The sequence below is a fragment of the Streptomyces alkaliphilus genome (genome assembly GCF_014141535.1).
GTDB lineage: Bacteria > Actinomycetota > Actinomycetes > Streptomycetales > Streptomycetaceae > Streptomyces > Streptomyces alkaliphilus.
In genome coordinates this window covers 1-4,536 of record NZ_VKHT01000387.1, presented here as the reverse complement: position 1 = coordinate 4,536, position 4,536 = coordinate 1, and the positions used below count along the sequence as shown (strand labels likewise).

The following is a 4,536-nucleotide window of genomic DNA, read 5'->3' as shown; positions in this document are numbered from 1 at the left end:
GTGGTACCCCCGCCGGGACGCGAGTCCACCGGCGGCGGGACCCCGGCCCGGCCCTGAGGGCCGGGGTCCCGCCGCACCGGACCGGCCGGGCAAACCGATGCGCGTCCGCCCCTCGGCTCGGCCTAGGATTGGGCGCGAAACCACCCCTCAACGAGTCAAGAGGATCCCCACATGCCCGGCATCACGCGCGAGGAGGTAGCCCACCTCGCCCGGCTGGCGCGTCTGGAGCTGAAGGACGAAGAGCTCGACCACTTCGCCGCTCAGCTCGACGACATCATCGGAGCCGTCGCCGCGGTCTCCGACGTCGCCGACGAGGACGTGCCGCCGACCTCCCACCCGCTGCCGCTGACCAACGTCATGCGTCCGGACGAGGTCCGCCCCGGCCTGACCCCCGACCAGGCGCTCTCCGGCGCCCCGGCCCGGGAGCAGCAGCGTTTCAAGGTGCCGCAGATCCTGGGGGAGGAGTGACCGCCATGACCGACACGACCACCGGGATCCCCTCCCCGGACCCGACCCGGATGACCGCCGCCGCGATCGCCGACGGCATCGCCGCCGGTGAGTTCACCGCCGTCGAGGTCGCCGAGGCCCACCTGGCCCGCATCGACGCCGTCGACGAGAAGGTGCACGCCTTCCTGCACGTGGACCGTGCCGGCGCGCTGGCCGCCGCCCGCGCGGTGGACGAGCGCCGCGCCGCCGGTGAGCCGCTCGGCGCGCTGGCCGGCGTCCCGCTCGCGCTGAAGGACATCTTCACCACCGAGGGCGTGCCCACCACCGTCGGTTCGAAGATCCTCGAGGGTTGGATCCCGCCCTATGACGCCACCCTCACCAAGCGGCTGAGGGACGCCGGTGTCGTGGTGCTCGGCAAGACCAACATGGACGAGTTCGCCATGGGGTCCTCCACCGAGAACAGCGCCTACGGCCCCACCGGCAACCCGTGGGACCTCACACGCATCCCCGGCGGCTCCGGTGGCGGCTCCGCCGCGGCCCTCGCCTCCTGGCAGGCGCCGCTGGCCATCGGCACCGACACCGGCGGTTCGATCCGGCAGCCGGCCGCCGTCACCGGCACCGTCGGCGTCAAGCCCACCTACGGCGCGGTCTCCCGCTACGGCATGGTCGCCTTCTCCTCCTCCCTGGACCAGGGCGGCCCCTGTGCGCGGACCGTGCTGGACGCGGCCCTCCTGCACGAGGTGATCGCCGGACACGACCCGCTCGACTCCACCTCCATCGACGCACCGGTCCCGCCGGTCGTCGAGGCCGCCCGCAACGGCTCGGTCGAGGGCCTGCGGATCGGGGTGGTCACCGAGTTCCGCGGCGACGGCTACCAGGCCGGCGTGATGCGGCGCTTCGACGAGTCGGTGGAACTGCTCGCCGACCTCGGCGCCGAGATCGTCGAGTTGTCCTGCCCGTCCTTCACCAAGGCGCTGGCGGCCTACTACCTGATCGCCCCCTCCGAGTGCTCCTCCAACCTCGCCCGCTTCGACGGCCTGCGGTACGGCCTGCGGGTGGGCGACGACGGCACCCGCTCCGCCGAGCAGGTCACCGCCCTCACCCGGGAGGCCGGCTTCGGTCCCGAGGTCAAGCGCCGCGTCATGCTGGGCACCTACGCGCTGTCCTCCGGCTACTACGACGCCTACTACGGCAGCGCGCAGAAGGTCCGCACCCTGATCTCCAGGGATTTCGAGCGCGCTTTCGGGCAGGTGGACGTCATCGTCTCGCCCACCACCCCGACCACCGCGTTCCCCATCGGCGAGCGGGCGGACGACCCGATGGCCATGTACCTCGCCGACCTGTGCACCATCCCGAGCAACCTCGCCGGCAACTCGGCGATGTCACTGCCCTGCGGCCTGGCCCCCGAGGACGGCCTGCCGGTGGGGCTGCAGATCATCGCCCCCGCGATGGCGGATGACCGCCTCTACCGCGTCGGAGCCGCCGTCGAGGCCGCTTTCGGGGCACGCTGGGGACACCCGATCCTCGAGGAGGCACCAGCACTGTGAACGTCAAGAAGAAGTCCAAGGCCGGCACCTACCTGTCCATCGGCACCTCGCTCTTCGGCGTCGTCGGTGTCGTCCGGCAGTTGCGCACCGCCCGCCGCGACCACGACACCCTCGAACTGGTGGACGGCATCATCTCCGCCGCGGCCCTGATCAGCGGTGTCGCCCTGCTGGCCCGTGAGCTGCGCCGGATGAACAACGAATCCACAGATCTGTTCGACAGCTGAGCGGTCGCGGACCGCAGAGCAGCCCACCCGAGAGGTACGCACCCCGTGACCGTCATCGACCTGGTGTCGTACGAGGACGCCCTGGCGTCCTTCGACCCCGTCATGGGCCTGGAGGTCCATGTCGAGCTCGGCACCGCCACCAAGATGTTCTGCGGCTGTTCCACCGCCCTCGGGGCGGAGCCGAACAGCCAGACCTGCCCCGTGTGTCTCGGCCTGCCCGGGGCCCTGCCGGTCGTCAACGCGACCGGCGTGGAGTCCGCCGTGCGGATCGGTCTCGCGCTGCACTGCGAGATCGCCCGCTGGTGCCGCTTCGCCCGGAAGAACTACTTCTATCCGGACATGCCGAAGAACTTCCAGACCTCCCAGTACGACGAGCCCATCGCCTTCAACGGGTATCTCGACGTGCAGTTGGAGGACGGCGAGGTCTTCCGTGTGGAGATCGAGCGGGCGCACATGGAGGAGGACACCGGGAAGTCCACGCACGTGGGCGGGGCGACCGGCCGCATCCACGGCGCCTCGCACTCGCTGCTGGACTACAACCGGGCGGGCATCCCGCTGATCGAGATCGTCACCAAGCCGATCGTCGGGGCCGGTGAGCGGGCACCGGAGGTGGCGCGGGCGTACGTGGCCGAGCTGCGCGAGCTGATCCGCTCCCTGGGGGTCTCCGAGGCCCGCATGGAGATGGGGCAGATGCGCTGCGACGTCAACCTCTCGCTGCGTCCGCACGGCCGCGAGAAGTTCGGCACCCGCAGCGAGACCAAGAACGTCAACTCGTTGCGCAGCGTCGAGCGGGCGGTCCGCTTCGAGGTCCGGCGGCATGCCGGGGTGCTCTCCTCCGGCGGCACGATCGTGCAGGAGACGCGCCACTTCCACGAGGAGGACGGCTCCACCACCTCCGGTCGGGTCAAGGAGGAGGCGGAGGACTACCGCTACTTCCCCGAGCCCGATCTGGTGCCGGTGGCGCCGGACCCGGCGTGGGTGGAGGAGCTGCGCGTCTCCCTGCCGGAGCCGCCGCGGGTGCGTCGCAACCGACTGCGCGAGGAGTGGGGCCTGACCGCGCACGAGATGCAGTCGGTGCTCAACGCGGGCGCGCTGGACCCGATCGTCGCCACCATCGAGGCCGGGGCCGACCAGGCCGCCGCCCGCAAGTGGTGGCTCGGCGAGCTGGCCCGGCGCGCCAACGAGCAGGGCGTGGACCTCATCGCGCTGCCCATCACGCCCGAGCAGGTGGCCCGGGTCGCCGAGCTGGTCTCCGAGGGCACCCTCAACGACAAGCTGGCGCGCCAGGTCATCGAGGGCGTGCTCGCCGGTGAGGGCGGGCCGGACGAGGTGGTGGCCGGGCGCGGTCTGGCCATCGTCTCCGACGACGGCGCCCTGGGCACCGCGGTGGACGAGGCGATCGCCGCCAACCCGGCGATCGCCGACAAGGTGCGCGGCGGGAAGGTGGCGGCCGCCGGCGCGCTGGTGGGCGCCGTCATGAAGGCCACCCGGGGCCAGGCCGACGCGGCCCGGGCCCGGGAAATGATCCTGGAGCGGCTGGGCGTGCAGGGCTGACCCCGGCCCCGGTCCGGGCGCGCGGAGGGCCGGCACCCGTCACGGGTGCCGGCCCTCCGGTGTTCCCCGGACCGGCGCCCCCGGGAAACACCGAGGGGGTGATTCCGGCGGCCGGGGTCCGTCCCCGCGCCGTGGCCGGTGTGTCCGGGCCCGGGGCGGCCGGGCGCCGGGAGGCCCGTCCGGGCCCGGGGCGGCCGGGCGCCGGGAGGCCCGTCCGGGACCGCCGATCAGTCGTTGGCCACGGGCGGGATCACCCCACCGGTGGCGGAGGCCCGCCTCGGGGCCGGTGAGAAGATCGTCGCCGGCGGGGAGGCGCTTCTCCCCTCGGTCCGTACGGCGCTCCTCACCCTCGCCGAGGGACCCCGGGAGCGACCGGACCCCGTTCCGGGACCGGGGCCTTACCCCGGAGGACCCGGGTAAGGCACCCGGTCCGGGCCTCGGCCCCCCGGCATAAGGCCCCGGGCGGTCCCGGGATGCGGCAGGTGCCCGATGTGGCCGACCCCCCTTACCCGGAAGAGTGAGTGTCGGCAGGGATTCGGCGCATTCGGGCGCCGGCCCGCCGCATCGTCCGGGGGAGGACACATGTTCGAGTACCGACTGCACCAGCACCGCGTCACCGACCTGCGCCGCGAGGTCGCCGCCGCCCGTCGCGGCCGGAAGACCGACCGCCGGAGCGCCTCCGGCGGCGGTGTCGGCAACGGCGGTGGGACCGCCAACGGCACCCCCCGTCCCGGCGACACCTCCTACACCACCGCGGCCTGACC

General features: G+C 73.1%; 5 protein-coding genes. All 5 read left to right on the top strand.

Going from position 1 to position 4,536, the window contains the following annotated elements:
- Window positions 1–171 precede the first annotated feature (171 nt).
- The 5 genes from gatC to FNQ90_RS13525 all read left to right on the top strand — a co-directional run bounded on the left by gatC (window position 172) and on the right by FNQ90_RS13525 (window position 4,534).
- Window positions 172–468, top strand: coding sequence for an Asp-tRNA(Asn)/Glu-tRNA(Gln) amidotransferase subunit GatC (gene gatC, locus FNQ90_RS13545; protein WP_182606612.1), 297 nt, complete (start codon window positions 172–174; stop codon window positions 466–468).
- A gap of 5 nt (window positions 469–473) precedes the next feature.
- Entirely contained in the window at window positions 474–1,994 is a 1,521-nt protein-coding gene (gatA, locus tag FNQ90_RS13540) for an Asp-tRNA(Asn)/Glu-tRNA(Gln) amidotransferase subunit GatA (RefSeq protein WP_182606611.1), read from the top strand.
- Window positions 1,991–2,218, top strand: coding sequence for a hypothetical protein (locus tag FNQ90_RS13535; RefSeq protein WP_143622399.1), 228 nt, complete (start codon window positions 1,991–1,993; stop codon window positions 2,216–2,218). The genes gatA and FNQ90_RS13535 overlap by 4 nt, the downstream gene beginning before the upstream one ends.
- A gap of 45 nt (window positions 2,219–2,263) precedes the next feature.
- The gene (gene gatB / locus FNQ90_RS13530; RefSeq protein WP_182606610.1) at window positions 2,264–3,772 is read left to right on the top strand and encodes an Asp-tRNA(Asn)/Glu-tRNA(Gln) amidotransferase subunit GatB; all 1,509 of its coding nucleotides are present in this window, start codon (window positions 2,264–2,266) and stop codon (window positions 3,770–3,772) included.
- Between the two features lie 582 nt (window positions 3,773–4,354).
- Window positions 4,355–4,534: a hypothetical protein gene (locus tag FNQ90_RS13525; RefSeq protein ID WP_182606609.1), complete on the top strand. Its 180-nt coding sequence runs from the start codon at window positions 4,355–4,357 to the stop codon at window positions 4,532–4,534.
- The last annotated feature ends 2 nt before the right edge of the window (window positions 4,535–4,536 follow it).